The following is a 17607-nucleotide window of genomic DNA, read 5'->3' as shown; positions in this document are numbered from 1 at the left end:
GTCGTGCCGGGAGGAGGCGGGCAGCACCACCAGTGCGTAGCCGCGGCCGAGGGCGGCGCTGGTGGCGGCGCGTGCCATCTCGGCGAAGTAGGCGACCGGCAGCCCCGGAGCCCCCGCCACGTCGTTCGGGATCGCCCCGCCGAACCGGCGGTCGCGCATCGCGTACTGCTCGCAGGCCCGCCAGAGGTCCCGGCGGTCGAAGTCCGGCCAGAGCACGTCCTGGAACACGAACTCGGCGTACGCGGACTGCCAGAGCAGGAAGTTGGACGTCCGCTGCTCGCCGCTCGGGCGCAGGAAGAGGTCCACGTCCGGCATGTCCGGGTGGTACAGGTACTTGGCGATGGTCTTCTCGTTGACCTTCTTCGGGTCCAGCCTCCCGCTCGCGACGTCGGCCGCGATGGCCGCCGTGGCGTCCGTGATCTCGGCCCGGCCGCCGTAGTTGACGCACATGTACAGCGTCACGGCGTCGTTCCCCTTGGTCTGCTCCTCGGCGACCTGGAGCTCCTGGACGACGCTCTTCCACAGCTTCGGCATCCGGCCGGCCCAGCGGATCCGCACGCCCATCGCGTCCATCTCGTCGCGGCGGCGGCGGATGACGTCCCGGTTGAAGTTCATCAGGAACTTCACCTCGTCGGGCGAGCGCTTCCAGTTCTCGGTGGAGAACGCGTACAGCGAGATGTTCTTCACGCCGAGCTCGATCGCGCCCCCGAGGACGTCCAGCACGACGCTCTCGCCGACCTTGTGGCCCTCGGTGCGCGGCAGCCCGCGCTCCTTGGCCCAGCGGCCGTTGCCGTCCATCACGATCGCGACGTGGTCGGGGACCAGCTCGCCGGGGATCTTCGGGGGCTGGGCGCCACTGGGGTGCGGGGTCGGGGGGACGTACGCCCGCTGCTTGCCGCCGCCGAAGAGCCGTCGCGCTGCCATGTGCTCACTTCTCCACGTATCTCATCGAGCGGATGCCCCGCTCCAGGTGCCACTGCAGATAGGCCGCGACCAGGCCGCTGCCCTCCCGCCAGTACCTCGGCTCGCAGGTGTCGGCCGTCTGCCAGTCCCCTGACAGCAGCGCGCCGAGCAGTACCAGTGTCTCAGGGGAGGGTACGGCACATCCGGGCACTCGGCAGTCCCCGCACAGCACGCCGCCCGCCTGGAGCGAGAAGAACCGGTTCGGGCCCTCCAGGCCGCACTTGGCGCAGTCGGTGAAGCTCGCGCCGTACCCGTTCACCGCGAGCGACCTGAGCAGGAAGGCGTCCAGCACCAGGTGCGACTCGTGCAGCCCGGCGGCGAGCGTGCGCAGGCCGCCCACCAGCAGCAGGTACTGCTGGACGGCCGGCTCGCCCTCGTTCTCGGCGAACCGCTCGGCCGTCTCCAGCATCGCCGTCCCGGCGGTGTAGCGCCCGTAGTCGGCGACGATCGGGCCGCCGTACGGGGCGATCGTCTCCACCTGGGTGCAGAGCGGCAGCCCGCGGCCGATCAGCTCACTCCCCCGGCTGAAGAACTGCACGTCGACGTGCGAGAACGGCTCCAGCCGGGCGCCGAACTTGGACTTGGTCTTGCGCACCCCGCGCGCCACCGCACGCACCTTGCCGTGCTGGCGGGTGAGCAGGGTGATGATCCGGTCGGCCTCACCGAGCTTCTGCGCCCGGAGCACGACGCCGTCGTCCCGGAACAGGCTCATGCGACGGCCTCAAACAGTACGGACATCCCACCATTGTCGCGCAGGAGCGCAGGAGCGCGGGACCGGCGGCAGCCGTGTGGCCCGCACCGGGGCCCGTGGGGGTGTGCCCGGTCGGTGCGGGTCACGGCGGGCCCGGAAGGGGGGAGTGCGGGCCCGTGTTGTGGGGGTCCGGAGCGGTTCACGGGACGAGGGGTGACGGGGGGCGCGGCGCCTCGGCGCGGGGCGCGGGCGCGGTGCCTCAGCGCGGGGCGCGGGTGGCCGCCTCCAGCAGCTCGCCGACCCGGGGCTGCGGCAGGTCCAGACAGCGCCCCACCGCGGCCAGCGCCTCGCGCTCCTGCGGCAGGTAGCGCCCGTCCGCCAGCGCGATCGCCGCGCCCTCCAACAGCAGCCGCTCCCGCCCCTGGTGGGCGAGGTGCGGGGCGAGCGGTTCGAGCACCGCGTGCAGTTCCACGGCCAGGCCGCCGGCCTCCCCCGGCCCCCGGCCGGGCGGCGCCCCGAGGTCGTGCGCGTCGTGGAGCTCCCCGCCGAGGCCGGAGAGCGCGGCCAGCGCCGCCAGCACCTGGGCCTCGCCGCAGTCCTCGAACCCGGCCTCCCGGACGGCCGTGCAGGCGGCCTCGCGGGCCGCCCGGTGCGCGGTGCCGCCGGCCGCCAGCAGGGCCAGCGCCACGGTGTACCGGGCATCGCGCAGCATCCCGCCGAGGCGGACGCAGGTGGGCTGTTCCAGGCTCTCCACGCCGTACCGGCCGTGGCAGGTGGTGCACTGCACGCTGCCGATCACCGGGCCGAGCGGCACCACCGGGGTGCCGAGCAGCCGCAGCCACCGCCGGCCGTGCTGCCGGCGGTAGTTGCGGTCCCCGCCGCAGCCCGGGCAGAAGAAGTCACCGAGAACGTCGGTCCGCCACCGCGGACGAACACCCCACAACCCTGTCACGGCGCCACTCCCCAGACACGGCAGGCGGCCTGCACAACAATGGGCAGGTCACGCGACCGGACACCGGGGCCGTCCCACCGACCCGGTTCTCCGGTGCGTCGATGTTGCCACGGTTACCGGCACGTGTCAGTACCCCGAACGGCTTCCGGAGCGAAAAAATGTGGCGCAGGACACACTGCCGGGCCCGCGCCCGGCGGAACGCCGGCGGGCCGCCCCGGAGGACGGCCCGCCGACTGCCACTCGTACGAACTACCCGCGCTGCGCGCGGTTGACGGCACTGGTCATCGCCTTCAGCGAGGCCAGCACGGTGTTGTTGTCGATGCCCACGCCCCACAGCACCTTGCCGTCCACCGCGCACTCGACGTACGCGGCCGCCTGGGCGTCGCCGCCCTCGCTCAGCGCGTGCTCGGCGTAGTCCAGCACCCGGACGTCCACGCCGATCTGGGCCAGCGCGTCGGCGAACGCGGAGACCGGGCCGTTGCCGGTACCGGTCAGGGTCACCGGCGTGCCGTCCACCAGGGCCCCGGCGATCAGCGCGTCCCGCCCGTCCTCGGTGGTCAGGGTGCGCGAACCGCTCAGCGCGATCCGGCCCCACGGGTTGCCGGTGGTCGGCAGGTACTCGTCCTCGAAGACCCGCCAGATCTCGGCCGGGGTGACCTCGCCGCCCTCGGCGTCGGTCTTGGCCTGGATGATCCGGGAGAACTCGATCTGCATCCGGCGCGGCAGGTCCAGCTTGTGGTCGTTCTTCAGGACGTACGCGACGCCGCCCTTGCCGGACTGGCTGTTGACCCGGATGACCGCCTCGTAGGTGCGGCCGACGTCCTTCGGGTCGATCGGCAGGTACGGCACGCCCCAGGCGTGCTCCTCCACCGGGACGCCGGCCGCCCGGGCGTCGGCCTCCAGGGCGTCGAAGCCCTTCTTGATCGCGTCCTGGTGCGAGCCGGAGAAGGAGGTGTACACCAGGTCGCCGGCGTACGGGTGGCGCGGGTGCACCTCCATCTGGTTGCAGTACTCGGCGGTGCGGCGCACCTCGTCGATGTCGGAGAAGTCGATCTGCGGGTCGACGCCCTGCGAGAACAGGTTCATGCCCAGGGTCACCAGGTCGACGTTGCCGGTCCGCTCGCCCTGCCCGAACAGGCAGCCCTCGATGCGGTCCGCGCCGGCCATGTAGGCCAGCTCGGCGGAGGCGACGGCGGTGCCGCGGTCGTTGTGCGGGTGCACCGACAGGCAGACGTGCTCACGGCGCGACAGGTTGCGCGACATCCACTCGAACTGGTCCGCCTGGACGTTCGGGGTGGCCCGCTCGATGGTGGCCGGCAGGTTCAGGATGATCTCGCGGCCCTCGCCCGGCTGCCAGACGTCCATCACCGCCTCGCAGACCTCCAGCGCGAAGTCCAGCTCGGTGTCGACGAAGATCTCCGGCGAGTACTGGTAGCCGAAGACGGTGTCGTCGCCCAGCAGCTTCTCGGCGTACTCCATCACCAGCCGGGTGCCGTCGGTGGCGATCGCCTTGGTGGCCGCCTTGTCGTTGCGGAACACCACCCGGCGGAACAGCGGGGCGGTCGCGTTGTACAGGTGGACGGTCGCGCGCGGGGCGCCGACCAGCGACTCGACGGTCTTCTCGATCAGCTCCTCGCGGGCCTGCGTCAGCACCGAGATGGTGACGTCCTCGGGGATCGCACCCTCCTCGATCAGCGACCGGACGAAGGCGTGGTCGGTCGCCCCGGAGGAGGGGAAGCCGACCTCGATCTCCTTGTAGCCCATCTTCACCAGCAGGTCGAACATCTTCCGCTTGCGGGCGGGGGACATCGGGTCGATCAGCGCCTGGTTGCCGTCCCGCAGGTCGGTGGACAGCCAGCGCGGCGCCTTGGTGATCACCTTCGACGGCCAGGTGCGGTCCGCCAGGTCGACGGTGCCGAACGGCAGGTAGCGGCCGTGGCGCATGCCCGAGGGCTGCTGGCGCACGCTCGCGGCGGTGATCGGGGTCGGACGGTCGACGAAGGCGCGAGCGGCGGGGATGGACGCGGCGGAGCTCTGCTCGGTCATGGAGGTGACTCTCGGCTTCCTGTGGATGCGGGGCTCGTCGGGGTGAGGTGGACACCCGACTGGCCGGCCTGCTGCCGCTCACGACCCCTCGTTGGGTCGCCCGATTTCCTACGCGCACAGCACAGTCCCCGCGGCGAGGGAGCCGGCCCTTGGTGGACTACAGGCCCTCGACGCGGCAGATAAGAAGAAGCAGCCCATTGCGCATGATGTGCTCCAGCGTAACCCAGGGCCGCGCGCCCCCGAAGTGACCCGGCCCGACATTCCACTCCTTGAGACGGCGATCGGTTCTGTCCATGCCAGTGACAAGTGGTCACCGAAGCCTCACTCTTGGCCACATGACTGCCGCCGTGCCGCTCTGCACGATCGTCCCGCCGTACGTCCTGGACCGCCTCGCCGAGGACGGTCACGAGCCCGCCGCCCGCTCCCTCGCCCTGGACGCCGTGCACCGCACGGCCCGCCTCACCGCCGTCCCCGGCCAGCCCGGCTCCACCGCCCTGGAGCGGGTGATCGCGGACGCCGGCCACTCCGAACGGCTGCCCGGCCGCACCGTCCGCCGGGAGGGCCAGGACCCCGTCACCGACGGGTCCGTCAACCACGCCTACGACGGCCTCGGCGCCACCCACGCGCTGTTCGCCGACGCGTACGGCCGCCGCTCGATCGACGACCAGGGCCTGCGCCTGGACGCCACCGTCCACTACGGGCTCCACTACGACAACGCCTTCTGGGACGGCCGGCGCATGGTCTTCGGGGACGGCGACGGCGTGGTGTTCGGCGACTTCACCGCCTGCATCGACGTCATCGGCCACGAACTCACCCACGGCGTCACCCAGTTCACCGCCGGGCTGGAGTACCACGGCCAGTCGGGCGCGCTCAACGAGTCCGTCTCCGACGTCTTCGGCTCACTGGTCAAGCAGTTCGCGCTCCGCCAGGACGCCGCCGACGCGGACTGGTTGATCGGCGCCGGGCTGCTCGCCCCCGGGGTGCAGGGGGTGGCGCTGCGCTCGATGAAGGCCCCGGGCACCGCGTACGACGACCCCCGGCTCGGCAAGGACCCGCAGCCGGCCCACCTGCGCGACTACGTGCGCACCGCCCAGGACAACGGCGGCGTGCACATCAACTCCGGCATCCCCAACCACGCCTTCTACCTGCTGGCCACCGCCCTCGGCGGCCCGGCCTGGGAGCGGGCCGGGCGGATCTGGTACGACGCGCTGACCGGCCGCCGGCTGCCCGCGACGGCCGACTTCACCGCCTTCGCCCGGGCCACCGTCGCGGCCGCCAGGGCCCGCTACCCGGAACCGGCGGTCGCCGACACCGTGACGGCGGCGTGGGCACAGGTGGGCATCAGCGCCGGCTGACCCGCCCGTACCACCCGCCCGAACCGCCCGAACCCGTTGAGCCGGGGTTGAGCCGGACTTAAGGCGCCCGAAGGTCAAGGTCCGGAAAAAACCCGGCAAACAACCATCCCTGCGTAGCACCATGGACACCATGCGTATCCAGGTGACCCGGACCGGCGGCCTCGCGGGCATCGTCCGCCACGCGGAGCTCGACACCACCGAGCGGACGGACGCCCCGCACGTGCACGCACTCGCCCGCGAGGCCGTCGCGGGCGGGCTGCGCGCACCCTCGTACGGGGTGCCGGACGGTTTCCACTACGAGATCACGGTGGACGGCCGCACCGTGCACTGCGCCGACCCCAAGCTCACCGACTCGCAGCGGGAGCTGGTCTCCCTGGTGCTGCGCGAGGGGAGCTGAGGCCCGCGACGGCGCGTCAGAAGCCCAGCTTGCGCAGCTGCTTCGGGTCCCGCTGCCAGTCCTTGGCCACCTTGACGTGCAGGTCCAGGTAGACCGGCGTGCCGAGCAGCGCCTCGATGTGCTTGCGGGCGGTGGTGCCGACGTGCTTGAGCCGGGAGCCCTTGGCGCCGATCACGATGGCCTTCTGGCTCTGCCGCTCGATGTAGACGTTGGCGTGGATGTCCAGCAGCGGGCGGTCCGCGGGGCGGCCCTCGCGCGGGAGCATCTCCTCGACCACCACGGCCAGCGAGTGCGGCAGCTCGTCCCGGACGCCCTCCAGCGCCGCCTCGCGGATCAGCTCCGCGACCATGATCTGCTCGGGCTCGTCGGTGAGGTCGCCGTCCGGGTAGAGCGGCATGCCCTCGGGGAGCAGCTTGGTGATCAGCTCGGCGACCAGGTCCACCTGCTTGTCGCCGACGGCGGAGACCGGGATGATCTCGGCCCACTCGATGCCCAGCTCGACGCCGAGCTGATGGATCGCGATCAGCTGCTCGGCCAGCCGCTTGGAGTCGACCAGGTCGGTCTTGGTGACGATGGCCACCTTGGGGGTCTTCTTGATCTCGGCGAGTTCCTTGGCGATGAACTTGTCGCCGGGGCCGAGCTTCTGGTCGGCGGGCAGGCAGAAGCCGATCACGTCGACCTCGGCCCAGGTGCTGCGGACCAGGTCGTTGAGGCGCTCGCCGAGCAGGGTGCGGGGCTTGTGCAGGCCGGGGGTGTCGACCAGGACGAGCTGGGCGTCCGGGCGGTGCACGATGCCGCGGACGGTGTGCCGGGTGGTCTGCGGGCGGTCGGAGGTGATCGCGACCTTCGTCCCCACCAGGGCGTTGGTCAGGGTCGACTTGCCCGCGTTGGGCCGGCCGACGAAGCACGCGAAGCCGGAGCGGTACGAGGAGGAAGGGGCACTCATGCGCACCATTCTCCCTGATGGACGGAGCGCTGCCGTCCGGGCCCGCCGCCGGCCGGTGTCAGCCCTTGCCGCCGGGGCGTGAGGTGAGCGCGGTGACCACCACCAGCAGGAGGAAGGCGAGCGAGCCCCAGAGCCACCAGGGCGAGCCGGTCTCCTGCCACTTGCCCATCCCCATCACGAACAGCAGCAGCCCGGCGAAGAACGCCATCGCCCCCATGTACCCAGCCCCCTCACCGAAACCCCTCGGTGAGATTATCGGCTGAACACACGGGCACGTGTGCCGGCGCTTCGCCGGGCCGCCCGGCAGGCCTCAGCAGGCCTCGGCCGACACCTTCAGCACCCCGTCCGGCCCGGCCAGCAGCACCGGCGTCCCGGCCCCGCCGAGGTCACGCACCGCCGCCAGGTCGGCCTCGGCCGGCTCGCCCGCCTCGCTCACCACGGCCGCCGCCTCCAGCGACTTCGCGCCGCTGGCCACCGCCATCGCCACCGCCGTCTGCAGCGCGCTGAGCCGCAGCGACTCCAGCGCCACCGTCCCGGCCACGTAGGTGCGCCCGGTCTCGTCACGCACCGCGGCCCCCTCAGCGACGCCGTTGCGGGCGCGGGCGGAGCGGGCCAGGGTGATGATCTTCTTGTCTTCGGGGTCGAGCTCGACGATGTCACTCATGCCGCCGAGCATAGGCCGCGGCCCCGGCCGGCGGCCCAGTGGCTCAGTGGCTCAGTGGCTCAGCTGATCAACGGCTCAGTGGCCGATCGGGTTGGGCGGCCCGGGCCGCAACACCTTCACGAAGGTCTTGGGACCGGACGGCAGCGGCTCCTCGCCCTCGGCCCGCTTGCGCCAGTACGGATTGTCGTGCGGCAGGTGGCTGCTGACCCGCCCGTACATCCCGAAGGTGGTGATCACCAGCCCGAAGATGAAGGCGAACAGCACGTTGGACATCCGGAAGTTCAGGATGTTGGCGTCCGGCCGGCCGAGCACCGTCAGCCCGTAGAAGCCGGAGAGCACGAACAGCACGCCCACCGCCATGTTCACGTTGGCGGCGACGTTCCCGCCGATCACCGCGCCGAGCACCAGGACCCCGCCCGCCACGATGGAGAGGATGCTGAGCGCCCCGTTGGTGGAGAGCCCGGCGACCTCGTCACCGGTCGTGTTCAGGAAGCCCGAGTGGCCGGCCAGCCCGAGGCAGCCGAACACGATCAGGAAGACCCCCCCGAGCCCCGCCCCGATCCGCCAGACCGTGACGAGCTTGTGGTCGACGGGCAGTTCGTCTTGCAGCTTCATGGTGACCTCCGCCTAGCTGTAGGGGTGGCTTCCCTGCATGTGCGGCACCTCGTGCATGTACAACGAGCCGCACTGCTGGCAGCACCGGAGCCCGGTCCCCCACTCCTGCTCCGGCCGGGTCTCGGCGTCGTCCGGCATGGTGCGCCCGCACAGCGCGGTGGCCGGATCGCCGTCCCGCACCACGTGCCAGGACGTGGCCCCGCCCGCCGCGCCCTGCGGGCCGTACTCCGCACGCAGTAGATGAGTCATGCCCTCATCGTCGCCCCGCGGCGGCCGGGACGCTACTCGCCGAAGTCCTCGCCGGAGTCGGCGGAGCGGCTCACCGGGGTCGCGACCATGGAGCCGACCCGGTTGCGGCGGCCGGCGGAGCTCTCCGCGATGAGCCGGATCCCGGTCAGGTCGGTGACCGCCGCCTCGGGAACCGGGATCTCGCAGGACGAGCCCGGGATCGGCACCCGCCCGAGGTGCTTGGCGAGCAGGCCGCCGACGGTCTCGACGTCCTCGTCCTCCAGCTCGATGCCGAACAGCTCGCCGAGGTCCTCGACCAGCAGCCGGGCGGTGATCCGGTAGGAGCCGTCCCCGAGGTCCTCGACCGGCGCGATCTCCCGGTCGTACTCGTCGGTGATCTCGCCGACGATCTCCTCCAGGATGTCCTCGATGGTGACCAGCCCGGCGGTGCCGCCGTACTCGTCGATCACGATCGCCACGTGCGAGCGGCGCTGCTGCATCTCGCGCAGCAGGTCGCCGGCCGCCTTGGAGTCCGGGACGAAGACGGCCGGCCGCATCACGGTGCCGACCTCCTCGGACTCGGACTCCCGGTTGATGTGGGTGCGGCGCACGAGGTCCTTGAGGTAGACGATGCCGACCACGTCGTCCTCGTTGTCGCCGACCACCGGGATGCGCGAGAAGCCGGAGCGCAGCGCCAGGGTGAGCGCCTGCCGGACGGTCTTGTGCCGCTCGATCATCACCAGGTCGGTGCGCGGCACCATCACCTCGCGGACGATGGTGTCGCCCAGCTCGAAGACCGAGTGCACCATCCGGCGCTCCTCGTCCTCGATCACGTCGTTCTTCTCGGCCAGGTCGACCAGGGCGCGCAGCTCCGCCTCGGAGGCGAACGGGCCCTCCTTGTACCCCTTGCCGGGGGTCAGCGCGTTGCCGAGCAGGATCAGCAGCCGCGGGATCGGGCCGAGCACCGCGGCCAGCGGCAGCAGCACGTAGGAGGCCGCGGTCGAGGTGGTCAGCGGGTGCTGGCGCCCGATCGTGCGCGGCGAGACGCCGACCGCGACGAAGGACACCAGCACCATCACGCCGAACGCCAGCAGCACGGCCTGCCAGGTGGTGTCCAGGTTCCGCACGCAGACGACGGTGACCAGGACGGCCGCCCCCATCTCGCTGGCCACCCGGATCAGGGTGGCCAGGTTGAGGTAGCGGATCGGGTCGGAGGCCACGGTCAGCAGCCGGGCCGAGCCCCGCCGCCCGGCGCGGACCGCCTCCTCCGCACGGAACCGGGAGACCCGGGAGATGCCCGCCTCGGCGCACGCGGCCAGCCAGCCGAGGACGACGAGCAGCACGGCACCGAGGATGAAGCTCGTACTCTCACCACTCACAGGGGTTCGGGCTCCGCGCTCAGTGGGTGGTGGGGGCGGGGGAGATGCCGCCGAGGCCGCGGCCGGCCCGCCAGCCGTCGAGGATCGCCTTCTGGAGGCCGAACATCTCCTCCTCCTCGTCCGGCTCCTCGTGGTCGTAGCCGAGCACGTGCAGCACCCCGTGGACGGTGAGCAGCTGCAGCTCCTCGTCCATCGAGTGCTTGGACGGCGCCGCCTTGCCCTGCTGCTCGGCGACCTCGGGGCAGAGCACGATGTCGCCGAGCAGGCCCTGCGGCAGCTCCTCGCCCTCCTTGCCGGGGCGCAGCTCGTCCATCGGGAAGGACATCACGTCGGTGGGGCCCGGGAGGTCCATCCACTGGATGTGCAGCTCCTCCATCGCCGCACCGTCCACCAGGATCACGGACAGTTCGGACTGCGGGTGGATCCGCATCTTGTCCAGGGCGTAGCGGGCGACGTCGAGGATGGCTTCCTCGTCGGCGTCCCAACCGGACTCGTTGGCGATGTCGATCGACATGACGGGCTGGTTACTCAGCTTTCGGTGCGATGGGACTGTCGGGGTGCGCGCGGCGCGGTGGTCTTGCCGGGCCGGCGCTGGGCGGTCTTGCGGGCGGCCTGCGGGGTGCTCTCCCCGGCCTCCTGCCGGGCGTCCCAGCGCTCGTACGCGTCCACGATCCGGCCGACCAGCTTGTGGCGGACCACGTCGGTGCTGGTGAGGACGGAGAAGTGGATGTCGGGCACGTCGGCCAGGATCTCCTGGACGACCTTGAGGCCGCTGCGGGTGCCGCCGGGGAGGTCGATCTGGCTGGTGTCGCCGGTGACGACCACCCGGGAGTTGAACCCGAGGCGGGTGAGGAACATCTTCATCTGCTCGGGCGAGGTGTTCTGGGCCTCGTCGAGGATGATGAAGGCGTCGTTGAGGGTGCGGCCGCGCATGTAGGCGAGCGGGGCGACCTCGATGGTGCCGGCCGCCATCAGGCGCGGGATGGAGTCCGGGTCCATCATGTCGTGCAGCGCGTCGTAGAGCGGGCGCAGGTACGGGTCGATCTTCTCGTAGAGGGTGCCGGGCAGGAAGCCCAGCCGCTCCCCCGCCTCGACGGCCGGGCGGGTCAGGATGATCCGGTTGACCTCCTTGGCCTGGAGGGCCTGGACGGCCTTGGCCATGGCCAGGTAGGTCTTGCCGGTGCCCGCGGGGCCGAGGCCGAAGACGATCGTGTGCTTGTCGATCGCCTCGACGTAGCGCTGCTGGTTGAGGGTCTTGGGGCGGATGGTGCGGCCCCGGTTGGACAGGATGTTCGCGGTGAACACCTGGGACGGCGCCGGGCTGTCCGGGTCGTCCGCGGCGCTCCGGAGCATGGCGATGGAGCGCTCCACGGAGTCCTCCGTCAGGGGTTGGCCGGTGCGCAGCACCAGCATCATCTCGTTGAAGAGCTGTTGGACGAGGGCGACCTCGGCGCGCTCCCCGGTGGCGGTCACCTCGTTGCCGCGGACGTGGATGTCGGCGGCGGGGAAGCCCTGCTCGATCACCCGGAGCAGCGAGTCCGCGGTGCCGAGCAGGGTGACCATCGGGTGCTTCTCGGGGATGACGATCCGGGCGCTGACACGGCCGTCGTCGGCCGGGTCGGGCCGCGACTGTCCGTTCGTACGGGTCTGCGATGTGTCACTCATAGGTCGGCGCTGGGGCCTGCCTCATCCCATTCCGTGTCTCGTGGGCCGCTCGGTCTCTCCGGGGCACCAGGGTACGCCGCGAGCGTGATCGCCGCGGCGGGCGGCCGGGCCGCACCCGACGATGCTCCGGCAGATCGCGGGGCGGCGCGAGCGGTTTTCCGCCCGCCGGCGACCCGGCCTCACGGCAGTCGTCTGGGCGGTACGGATACCCGGGCGAGGTCCTCGGCAAGCACGATCGGGCCGTCGAAGTGCTTGCGTGCGTCGGCCAGGTGCTGGCCGAGGTCCGGGTAGCGCTGGGAGAAGTGGGTGAGGACGAGGGTGCGGGCCCCCGCCTCGGCGGCGACCTTGGCGGCCTGGCCGGCGGTGAGGTGGCCGTGGTCCTCGGCGAGCCGGGCGTCGGCGTCGGTGAAGGTCGACTCGATGACCAGCAGGTCGGCGCCCTCGGCGAGCTCGTGGACGCCCTCGCAGAGCCGGGTGTCCATCACGAAGGCGAAGCGCTGGCCGGGCCGGGGCTCGCTGACCTGGTCCAGGGTGACCCGCCGGCCGTCCCGCTCGATCGCGCCCTGGTGCTGGAGCCGGCCGACGTCCGGGCCGGCGATGCCCAGGGCGGCGAGCCGCTCGGGCACCAGCCGGCGGCCGTCCGGCTCGGTGAGCCGGTAGCCGAAGGACTCGACCGGGTGCGAGAGCCGGACGGCGTCCAGCGCGAACCGGGCGCCGGGGGCGGGCAGCGGTCCCGGCTCCTCGATCGGGCGCGGGCGCAGCACGGCCGTCTCGTGGTACGCGGTGGCGTACCGCAGCCGCTCGAAGTAGACCTCGCCGGACGCCGGGAAGTAGACGTCCACCGGGTGCGGCACCCGGTCCAGGTTGATCCGCTGGACCACCCCGGCGAGCCCCAGGCTGTGGTCGCCGTGGAAGTGCGTGACGGCGATCCGGGTGATCTGGGTGGCGGAGACCCCGGCGTGCAGCATCTGCCGCTGGGTGCCCTCGCCGGGGTCGAACAGCAGGCCCTCGCCGTCCCAGCGCAGCAGGTAGCCGTTGTGGTTGCGGTGCCGGGTCGGCACCTGGCTGGCGGTGCCGAGGACGACGAGTTCGCGCTGGGACACGCCGGTCAGACCATGCGCTCGGTCATCGGAATGCCGCCGAGCACGTGGACGTGGGCGTGGAAGATGGTCTGGCCCGCGCCGGCCCCGGTGTTGAAGATCAGCCGGTAGTCCGCCAGCCCCTCGTCCTCGGCGACCCGGCCGGCCTCGGCGAGCAGCTCGCCGGCGATCTCCGGCTCGGCGGCGGCCAGCGCGGCGGCGTTCGGGTAGTGGACGTGCGGGATGACCAGGACGTGGGTCGGGGCCTTCGGGGCGATGTCGCGGAAGGCGAGGATGCGCTCGGTCTTGCGCACCACGGTGGCCGGGATCTCGCCGGCCACGATCTTGCAGAACAGGCAGTCGGGCTGCGGCTCTCCGGCCATCGGGGTCTCCTCGCGGGGTCGGTCGGAACGAACGGAGGTCGGGGCGTACGGCCGCATGCTAGCCGAGCCGCCCGGTCGCCTGCTGGTACTCCCGCAGGTGCTTCCAGCGGACCGCGCGGACACCCATGAACTCGTCGTCCTCGAAGTCCTCGGTGATCAGGGAGACCGCGATGATGACGAAGCCCAGCGCCCAGCGCTTGGTCAGCCGGCGGGTGTTCGGGCGGCTGCCGTCCTTCTTGCGGATCACCCGGAGCGCCATCAGGCCCTTGCCCACGCTGAAGCCGGCGAGGCGGCCGAGCACCACCTGGTTGACGAAGGAGACGCCGAAGCCGACCGCGAGGAGGGTGCCGAAGTACGCGCCGGCGTGGTCGGCCTTCGAACCGGCGGCGGCCTTGGCGGCGACGAAGCCCAGCACGACGGCGACCAGCCAGTCGACGAGGATCGCCGGGTAGCGCCGGAACCCGCTCGCCTCCTTCGGCCGGGGCACCCGGGCGGCGTCCGGCCGGGGCGCGTGCCCGTGGGGCTGCCCCGGGTACGGCGCGGGCTGCGGGTACGGCTGCTGCCCCTGGTGGGGCGGGGCCTGCTGGTACTGCTGCTGCGGCGGGTACGGCTGCTGGTACTGCGGGGCCTGCTGGTACGGGGGCTGGCCCGGGTACGGCTGCTGGCCCGGGTACGGCTGCTGCGGCGGGTACGGCTGCTGCGGCTGCCCGTTGTACGGTTCCTGGCCGTAGGGGTTCTGGCCGTACGGGTTCTGCGCGTACTGCTGCTGACCGTACGAACCCGGTGGATATCCCTGTGCCATTGCCGTGCCCCCGTGAATGCTGAATGCGGTGATCAAGAACAGCCCCGCATCCTACTCACCGCCCGGAGCGGGAGACCGGCCCGTCCGGCCTCCCGCTCCGCCGCTCGCCGGCCGGCTACTCCCAGGGCAGCGGCGGCGCAGCCTTGGCCGGGGTCTCGGCGAGTGCGGCCAGGGCGATCCGGACGCCCTCGGCGAGCTGCGGGTCCTCCCCGGCCGCGTACTGGTGCGGCGCGATCGGCACCTCGACGTCCGGGTCGACGCCGTGGTTCTCCACTCCCCAGCCGTAGCCCTCCATCCAGAAGGCGTACTTGGGCTGGGTCACCAGGGTGCCGTCGACCAGCGTGTACCGGCTGTCGATGCCGATCACGCCGCCCCACGTCCGGGTGCCGACCACCGGGCCGAGCCCCAGCGCCTGGATCGCGGCGTTGACGATGTCGCCGTCCGAGCCGGAGTACTCGTCGGCCAGCGCCACCACCGGCCCGCGCGGGGCGTCGCCGGGGTAGGGCACCGGGCTGGCGATGTCCCGGGCGACGTCCCAGCCGACGATCCGGCGGGCCAGCTTCTCGATCACCAGCTGCGAGGTGTGGCCGCCCCGGTTCTCCCGGATGTCGACGACCACGCCCTCCTTCGCCATCTCCGAGCGCAGGTCGCGGTGGATCTGCGCCCAGCCCGCCACCTGCATGTCGGGGACGTGCAGGTAGCCGAGCCGGCCGCCGGACAGCTCCCGGACGACGGCCCGCCGTCCGGCCACCCAGTCGTGGTAGCGCAGCGGTTCGTCGTCGGCGAGCGGCACGACCACCGGGTGGCGCTGGTCGGTGCCGTCCTTGCCGGCCACGGTGAGCTCGACCGGCTGCCCGGCGGTGCCGGCCAGCAGCGGCGCCGGGCCGGTGACCGGGTCGACCGGGCGGCCGTTGACGGCGAGGACGGCGTCGCCCGGGCGGACGGCGGCGCCGGGCGCGGCCAGCGGCGAGCGGGCCCGCGGGTCGGAGGACTCCCCGGGCAGGATCCGGGCGATCCGCCAGACCTCGCCGTCCTTGACCAGGTCGGCGCCGAGCTTGCCCTGCCGGCGGGCCGCCTCGGTGTGGACGCCGTGCGGCAGCACGTAGGCGTGCGAGGTGCCCAGCTCGCCGTGCACCTCCCAGAGCAGGTCGACCAGGTCGTCCTTCGAACCGAGCCGGTCCACCAGCGGCCGGTAGCGGGCGAGCACGCCGTCCCAGTCGACGCCGGCGAGGTCGGGGCGCCAGAAGTTGTCGCGCATCAGGCGGCCGTTCTCGTCGAACATCTGCCGCCACTCGGCGGCCGGGTCGACGGTGACGCGCAGCCGCTCCAGGTCGACCGCGATCTCGTCGTCGTCCCCGGACGCCTTGTGGTCGGCGGGGACGATCCGCAGCTCGCCCTCGTCCAGGACGGCCAGCCGGGTGCCGTCGCCGCTGACCGCGAAGCCGTCCAGGCCGTCGACCAGGTGCTCGGCGCGGCGCTTGCGGAAGTCGAACCGCTCCAGGGCCGGGCGCGGCCGCTCGTCCTCCAGCGAGGCCGCCTCGTCGCCGAGCTCGCCGAGCAGCGGGACCCTCGTCCAGAGCACGCCGTCCTTGGCCGCCCTCAGGCTGCCGAACCGGCCGCCCTCGACCGGGAACGGGATGATCCGGTCGGCGATGCCGTCCAGGTCGACCCGGGTGGCCGGCGGCGTGTCGGCGGAGCCCTCCTCGCCGTCGGTCTTCTTGCCCCGCGGCTCGTCCTCCTCGCCGCCGACCGGCCGCCCGGCGCGCTGCGGCCCGAACGGGGACGGCGTGTCGGCGGCCAGCGTGACCAGGTACGGGCGGCAGCCGTTCGGGAAGGACAGGTCGAAGACGTGCGAGTCGTAGACCGGGTCGAAGTTGCGCACCGAGAGGAAGGCCAGGTGCTTGCCGTCCGCGGTGAACGCGGGCGAGGTGTCGACGAAGCGCTGCGGGGTGACCTCGCCGACCGTCCGGGTGGCCAGGTTGGCCAGCACGATCTGGCGCAGCGAGAACGCGCCCAGCCCCGGGGTCGGCTGCGACCAGGCCAGCCAGGCCGAGTCCGGGCTGAACGCCAGCCCGGAGACCTCGCCGTCGGTGCTGCGGGCCAGCTCGTGCACGGCGCCGTCGGCCAGCGCGACCAGCAGCACCCGGCCGTCGTGCGAGCCGACCGCGGCCTGCTTGCCGTCCGGCGACACCAGCAGGCCGCGGACCCGGCCGAGCTGCCCGGCGGCCAGCCGGCGGCGCTCGGTGCCCAGCACGGCGGGGGCGTACTCGAGCGCGTCGTCGCCCTCGGCGTCGGTCACCCAGAGCACCCCCTGGGCGCCGTCCTCGCCGGGCACCACCCGGGCCAGCCGGCCGCGCACGCCCGGCGTCTCGTCCAGCACCCGGGCGGGGCCCTCCCGGTGGGTCAGCCAGTGCACGGTGCCGCGGACCACGACGGCGCCGGCCCGGCCGGTGCGGTCGGGGGCGGCGGTCTCCAGCCAGTGGGCCGCGTGGACCGGGCGGGGGCGGCGGCCGGCCCGCGGACCGGCCAGCCGGACGTCCAGCCGGCGCGGCTCGGCGGCGGCCGCCTGGTCCGGGCCGTCCAGGCCGTCGAGCAGCCAGAGGTCGCCGGCGCTGTGCCAGACCACCCGGGTGCCGTCGGTGGTGGCGGTGCGGGCGTAGAAGCCCTCCGGCGAGGTGGTGTGGCGGCGCAGGTCGGTGCCGTCCGGGAGGCTGGAGTACAGCTCGCCGACGCCCTCGTGGTCGGAGAGGAACGCGATCCGGGACGCGCCGGGCCGGCCCACCCAGAGCGGGGACTCGATGTGCCCGTCGAGCTCCTGGTGGATCCGGACGAACTCCTCGGCGCCGATCCAGAGCTTGCCCACCCGGCCGCCGCGGTACCGCTTCCACCAGGCCGGTTCCGCGCCGAAGGCGGAGACCAGCAGCGTCCGGTCGCCGCCCGGCTCGGAGGCCAGGCCGCCGACCGGCCCGTACGGCAGCCGGACCGGCTCGCCGCCGTCCAGCGGCACCGCGTGGGCCCAGGTGCGGCGCAGGGTGGCCTGCCCGGCGGAGGTGGTGGCGACCGGCCGGCCGTCGGCCGTCCAGCCCTGGAGCTGCGTCTGGTCGCTGCCCCAGTACGTCAGCCGGCGGGACGGGCCGCCGTCCACCGGGGCGACGTGCACCTCGGGCGCACCGTCCCGGGTGGAGGTGAAGGCGACGTACCGGCCGTCCGGGGAGAACCGCGGCCGCCGGACCGGGACGTGATCGGCCGTCAGCCGCCAGGCCCGGCCGCCGTCCAGCGGGGCGAGCCAGACGTCGTTCTCGGCCACGAAGGTGACCAGGTCACCGTGCAGGTGAGGGTGGCGCAGGTAGGCGCCCGCTGAGGTGCTCCGGGTTTCGCTCACACGGCCAGCCTAGGCAGGTACGCGCACGATGCACCGGCATTTCCGGAACAGCCGACCCGC

The 17607-nt window shown here is 72.8% G+C and carries 17 protein-coding genes and 1 pseudogene; 2 read left to right on the top strand and 16 right to left on the bottom strand.

Annotation, left to right across the window (positions count from 1 at the left end):
- Positions 1–120 precede the first annotated feature (120 nt).
- The 4 genes and pseudogenes from ABZ885_RS08100 to leuA all read right to left on the bottom strand — a co-directional run.
- Positions 121–924: pseudogene (locus tag ABZ885_RS08100) on the bottom strand (isoprenyl transferase); the annotation flags it as partial.
- A gap of 4 nt (positions 925–928) precedes the next feature.
- Entirely contained in the window at positions 929–1675 is a 747-nt protein-coding gene (recO, locus tag ABZ885_RS08095; protein WP_360184784.1) for a DNA repair protein RecO, read from the bottom strand.
- A gap of 238 nt (positions 1676–1913) precedes the next feature.
- Positions 1914–2606: a TerB family tellurite resistance protein gene (locus ABZ885_RS08090; RefSeq protein ID WP_360184781.1), complete on the bottom strand. Its 693-nt coding sequence runs from the start codon at positions 2604–2606 to the stop codon at positions 1914–1916.
- 249 nt (positions 2607–2855) lie between these two features.
- Positions 2856–4652 (bottom strand): 2-isopropylmalate synthase, encoded by a 1797-nt coding sequence (gene leuA, locus ABZ885_RS08085; protein ID WP_360184779.1) that lies wholly within the window; start codon positions 4650–4652, stop codon positions 2856–2858.
- Between the two features lie 335 nt (positions 4653–4987).
- Between leuA and ABZ885_RS08080 the strand changes: the two genes are divergently transcribed.
- Both ABZ885_RS08080 and ABZ885_RS08075 read left to right on the top strand, forming a co-directional pair.
- Positions 4988–6007 (top strand): M4 family metallopeptidase, encoded by a 1020-nt coding sequence (locus ABZ885_RS08080; RefSeq protein WP_360184777.1) that lies wholly within the window; start codon positions 4988–4990, stop codon positions 6005–6007.
- 130 nt (positions 6008–6137) lie between these two features.
- Complete coding sequence (locus ABZ885_RS08075) at positions 6138–6404, top strand: protealysin inhibitor emfourin (RefSeq protein WP_360184774.1); 267 nt, start codon at positions 6138–6140, stop codon at positions 6402–6404.
- Positions 6405–6420: 16 nt separating this feature from the next.
- Here the strand turns inward: ABZ885_RS08075 and era are convergent, their stop codons facing one another.
- From era to ABZ885_RS08015, 12 genes are all read right to left on the bottom strand, one after another.
- Positions 6421–7350: a GTPase Era gene (gene era / locus ABZ885_RS08070; protein WP_360184772.1), complete on the bottom strand. Its 930-nt coding sequence runs from the start codon at positions 7348–7350 to the stop codon at positions 6421–6423.
- Between the two features lie 58 nt (positions 7351–7408).
- Positions 7409–7567: a hypothetical protein gene (locus ABZ885_RS08065; protein ID WP_360184770.1), complete on the bottom strand. Its 159-nt coding sequence runs from the start codon at positions 7565–7567 to the stop codon at positions 7409–7411.
- A gap of 93 nt (positions 7568–7660) precedes the next feature.
- A complete protein-coding gene (locus ABZ885_RS08060; protein WP_360184769.1) occupies positions 7661–8014 on the bottom strand; it encodes a cytidine deaminase in 354 nt (117 codons plus the stop codon).
- A 75-nt stretch (positions 8015–8089) separates the two neighbouring features.
- Complete coding sequence (locus tag ABZ885_RS08055) at positions 8090–8629, bottom strand: DUF4383 domain-containing protein (RefSeq protein ID WP_360184766.1); 540 nt, start codon at positions 8627–8629, stop codon at positions 8090–8092.
- 12 nt (positions 8630–8641) lie between these two features.
- Positions 8642–8878 carry a hypothetical protein gene (locus ABZ885_RS08050; RefSeq protein ID WP_360184764.1) on the bottom strand — a complete coding sequence of 79 codons (237 nt, stop codon included), beginning with the start codon at positions 8876–8878 and terminating at the stop codon, positions 8642–8644.
- 32 nt (positions 8879–8910) lie between these two features.
- The gene (locus tag ABZ885_RS08045; protein WP_360184762.1) at positions 8911–10236 is read right to left on the bottom strand and encodes a hemolysin family protein; all 1326 of its coding nucleotides are present in this window, start codon (positions 10234–10236) and stop codon (positions 8911–8913) included.
- Positions 10237–10255: 19 nt separating this feature from the next.
- Positions 10256–10750, bottom strand: a complete 495-nt coding sequence (gene ybeY / locus ABZ885_RS08040; protein ID WP_238741059.1) for an rRNA maturation RNase YbeY — start codon at positions 10748–10750, stop codon at positions 10256–10258.
- Positions 10751–10764: 14 nt separating this feature from the next.
- A complete protein-coding gene (locus tag ABZ885_RS08035) occupies positions 10765–11799 on the bottom strand; it encodes a PhoH family protein (protein WP_360184789.1) in 1035 nt (344 codons plus the stop codon).
- A gap of 281 nt (positions 11800–12080) precedes the next feature.
- A complete protein-coding gene (locus ABZ885_RS08030; protein ID WP_360184759.1) occupies positions 12081–13004 on the bottom strand; it encodes a ribonuclease Z in 924 nt (307 codons plus the stop codon).
- A 5-nt stretch (positions 13005–13009) separates the two neighbouring features.
- On the bottom strand, positions 13010–13363 hold the full coding sequence (locus ABZ885_RS08025) for a histidine triad nucleotide-binding protein (RefSeq protein ID WP_360184757.1): 354 nt from the start codon (positions 13361–13363) through the stop codon (positions 13010–13012).
- Positions 13364–13421: 58 nt separating this feature from the next.
- Positions 13422–14165, bottom strand: coding sequence for an RDD family protein (locus ABZ885_RS08020; protein ID WP_360184754.1), 744 nt, complete (start codon positions 14163–14165; stop codon positions 13422–13424).
- 115 nt (positions 14166–14280) lie between these two features.
- Positions 14281–17547, bottom strand: coding sequence for a PDZ domain-containing protein (locus ABZ885_RS08015; RefSeq protein ID WP_360184751.1), 3267 nt, complete (start codon positions 17545–17547; stop codon positions 14281–14283).
- Positions 17548–17607: the final 60 nt, after the last annotated feature.

Origin of the sequence: Kitasatospora sp. NPDC047058 (genome assembly GCF_040643935.1) — a bacterium.
Lineage (GTDB): Bacteria > Actinomycetota > Actinomycetes > Streptomycetales > Streptomycetaceae > Kitasatospora.
The sequence above is the reverse complement of the archived record's forward strand: the minus strand, read 5'-3'. Positions and strand labels throughout refer to the sequence as shown.

Coding starts and splice junctions, on each gene's coding strand:
- ABZ885_RS08035 (WP_360184789.1), bottom strand. CDS start 11,799: ATGGTCACCCTGCTCGGCACCGCGGACTCGCTGCTCCGGGTGATCGAG.
- ABZ885_RS08065 (WP_360184770.1), bottom strand. CDS start 7,567: ATGGGGGCGATGGCGTTCTTCGCCGGGCTGCTGCTGTTCGTGATGGGG.
- ybeY (WP_238741059.1), bottom strand. CDS start 10,750: ATGTCGATCGACATCGCCAACGAGTCCGGTTGGGACGCCGACGAGGAA.
- ABZ885_RS08060 (WP_360184769.1), bottom strand. CDS start 8,014: ATGAGTGACATCGTCGAGCTCGACCCCGAAGACAAGAAGATCATCACC.
- leuA (WP_360184779.1), bottom strand. CDS start 4,652: ATGACCGAGCAGAGCTCCGCCGCGTCCATCCCCGCCGCTCGCGCCTTC.
- recO (WP_360184784.1), bottom strand. CDS start 1,675: ATGAGCCTGTTCCGGGACGACGGCGTCGTGCTCCGGGCGCAGAAGCTC.
- ABZ885_RS08080 (WP_360184777.1), top strand. CDS start 4,988: ATGACTGCCGCCGTGCCGCTCTGCACGATCGTCCCGCCGTACGTCCTG.
- ABZ885_RS08025 (WP_360184757.1), bottom strand. CDS start 13,363: ATGGCCGGAGAGCCGCAGCCCGACTGCCTGTTCTGCAAGATCGTGGCC.
- ABZ885_RS08055 (WP_360184766.1), bottom strand. CDS start 8,629: ATGAAGCTGCAAGACGAACTGCCCGTCGACCACAAGCTCGTCACGGTC.
- era (WP_360184772.1), bottom strand. CDS start 7,350: ATGAGTGCCCCTTCCTCCTCGTACCGCTCCGGCTTCGCGTGCTTCGTC.
- ABZ885_RS08075 (WP_360184774.1), top strand. CDS start 6,138: ATGCGTATCCAGGTGACCCGGACCGGCGGCCTCGCGGGCATCGTCCGC.
- ABZ885_RS08020 (WP_360184754.1), bottom strand. CDS start 14,165: ATGGCACAGGGATATCCACCGGGTTCGTACGGTCAGCAGCAGTACGCG.
- ABZ885_RS08050 (WP_360184764.1), bottom strand. CDS start 8,878: ATGACTCATCTACTGCGTGCGGAGTACGGCCCGCAGGGCGCGGCGGGC.